The following is a 2,227-nucleotide window of genomic DNA, read 5'->3' as shown; positions in this document are numbered from 1 at the left end:
GCGGCCCGGGTCCTATCGGCACGTGCGCGCCGGGCAGCCGGATCTCGCCGTCGCTCGGGGCGCCGGGCGCGGGCGCGGCCGGCCGCTGGTGCGGGCGCATCCGCTCGGTGGCCACCTCGGCCTCGGAGACCGGGCCGCCCGGGGGCGGGCCGACCGGGGCCAGGGCCGGCGGCGCCGACGGCGGCCCGACCGGCTGGGCCGGCAGCGCCACCGGCGGCTGCGGCCGGGCCGGGGCCTGCTGCTGGGCGCTGACGTGGCGTCTGCTGCTGCGCTTGGCCTCGATCAGGTCGAGCGCGGCGGGCGGCAGCCAGTCCCCCGCCTCGCCGGAGGCGTCCGCCCGGGAGAACAGGTGCGGGGCCAGCTCGGCCTGGATCTGGGCGGGCGTGGGCCGGTGCTCGGGCGTGGGCCGCATGCAGGCCCGGACCAGGTCGACCAGCTCGACCGGCAGCCCGGACAGGTCGGGCTGGTCGCGCAGCAACTGGAACACCGTCTCGACCGGGTTGGAGCCGCGGTACGGCGGGTGGCCGGTGGCGCAGAACACCACCAGCGAGCCGAGCGAGAACACGTCGCTGGCGCCGGTGACGCTGCGGCTGTCGCGGGCCTGCTCGGGCGACATGTAGGCGGGCGTGCCGACCGCGACGTTGGTCATGGTCAGCCGGGTGCTGGAGACCCCGGCGGCGATGCCGAAGTCGATCACCCGCGGCCCGTCCTCGACCACCAGCACGTTGGACGGCTTGAGGTCCCGGTGCACCAGCCCGGCCGCGTGGATGGACTGCAGCGCCTCGGCGATGCCGGCCGTCAGCCAGCGCACCGCGTCGGCGGGCAGCGGGCCGCAGTCGTTGACCAGGTCCTCCAGCGAGGGCGCGGGCACGTACGCGGTGGCCAGCCACGGGACGGCGGCGTCGGCGTCGGCGTCCACCACGGCGGCCGTGTAGAAGCCGCCGACCGTCTTGGCGGCCGCGATCTCGCGGGCGAAGCGGACCCGGAACAGGTTGTCCTCGGCCAGCTCGCTGCGCACGGTCTTGATGGCCACCCGCCGACCCGAGGCGGACCGGGCCAGGTACACCAGGCCCATGCCGCCCGCGCCGAGCCGGGCCAGCACTTCGAAGGGCCCGATCCGCCTCGGATCGTGCGCCGTCAGCTGGTCCACTCCGCAGCCACCTCCCCTTCCGCCAGCGCCCCCCGGCGGTGGCGCCCCCCGATTCTCCAATGCCCGCCGCCCGGGAGCCAATCTCCCCCGCCCGTGACACGCCCCCGGGTACCGGAGCCGGCCCCTCCGGACGCCCCCGCGGGGGGTGTCCGGAGGGGGTGGAGCTGACTTGTCGTCACGCTGTGGGGTCATCAGCACACGGGGGGGCAACAACTCCGCACGGAAATGGCGCCGTTTCCCCCTCACCCGGACTAATAGTCGCACTACCGATTAGCGCCAAGATCGTGCCACTGTAAGCTGACGACATGACAGGACAAGTTCGCACCGTCGACGGTCGCGTCGCCGGGCGGCGCGGACAGGAGACGCGGCAGAAGCTGCTCGACTGCCTCCGCGAGATGCTCAGCACGTCGCCGTACCGGGACGTCAAGGTCATCGACGTCGCCCGTATGGCGGGAACCTCCCCCGCGACCTTCTACCAGTACTTCCCGGATGTCGAGGGCGCAGTCCTTGAGATCGCCGAGGAAATGGCCGAGGACAGCGGCGGGCTCAAAGAGCTCGTCGATGGAAAGTCCTGGGCGGGAAAGACCGGCTTCACCACTTCCGAAGAACTGGTGGACGGATTCCTCGCCTTCTGGCGCAAGAATGACGCCATTCTCCGAGTGGTCACACTCGGCGCCGCCGAAGGGGACAAGCGGTTCTTCAAGATCCGCATGAAGGTCCTCAACTCGGTGGCCGGCCCGCTGGCCGAAGCGGTCCGCAACAACCAGGGCAAGACCGACAAGACGGTCGAACCGTCGGCGGTCGCCGGCGCCCTGGTGTCGTTGCTCGCCGCGGCGGCCGAGCACGGCAAGGCGTTCACCTCCTGGGGCGTGAAGGTCAAGGACCTCAAGCCCAACCTGGCGCTCCAGGTGTACCTGGGAGTCACCGGAAAGAAGCCGCCGAAGTAAGAACCCAGCCCATCGGCGCTCGGCCCCGGTTTCCTGTCCGGGTGTGTCGGATGCGGCCGTGCCTCGGGGGAGGTTCGCCGACGTACCGCGGAGCGCCGTCCTTCAACGGACGCGAGGGGCGGCCGGGAGG

Annotated in this window: 2 protein-coding genes; one reads left to right on the top strand and one right to left on the bottom strand. The window is 72.6% G+C overall.

The genetic code is table 11. The annotated features are described in order from the left end of the window. On the bottom strand, positions 1-1,150 hold a 1,150-nt coding region (locus tag ACFUEL_RS38805), incomplete at its 3' end, for a serine/threonine-protein kinase (protein ID WP_380242781.1). Positions 1,151-1,455: 305 nt separating this feature from the next. Between ACFUEL_RS38805 and ACFUEL_RS38800 the strand changes: the two genes are divergently transcribed. Further along, on the top strand, positions 1,456-2,097 hold the full coding sequence (locus tag ACFUEL_RS38800) for a TetR family transcriptional regulator (protein WP_380242779.1): 642 nt from the start codon (positions 1,456-1,458) through the stop codon (positions 2,095-2,097). The last annotated feature ends 130 nt before the right edge of the window (positions 2,098-2,227 follow it).

This window comes from Kitasatospora sp. NPDC057198 (genome assembly GCF_042670125.1).
Taxonomy (GTDB): domain Bacteria; phylum Actinomycetota; class Actinomycetes; order Streptomycetales; family Streptomycetaceae; genus Kitasatospora.
The sequence above is the reverse complement of the archived record's forward strand: the minus strand, read 5'-3'. Positions and strand labels throughout refer to the sequence as shown.

Bases quoted from the DNA above. Each gene is read 5' to 3' on its own strand.
- ACFUEL_RS38800 (WP_380242779.1), top strand. From the start codon at position 1,456: ATGACAGGACAAGTTCGCACCGTCGACGGTCGCGTCGCCGGGCGGCGC.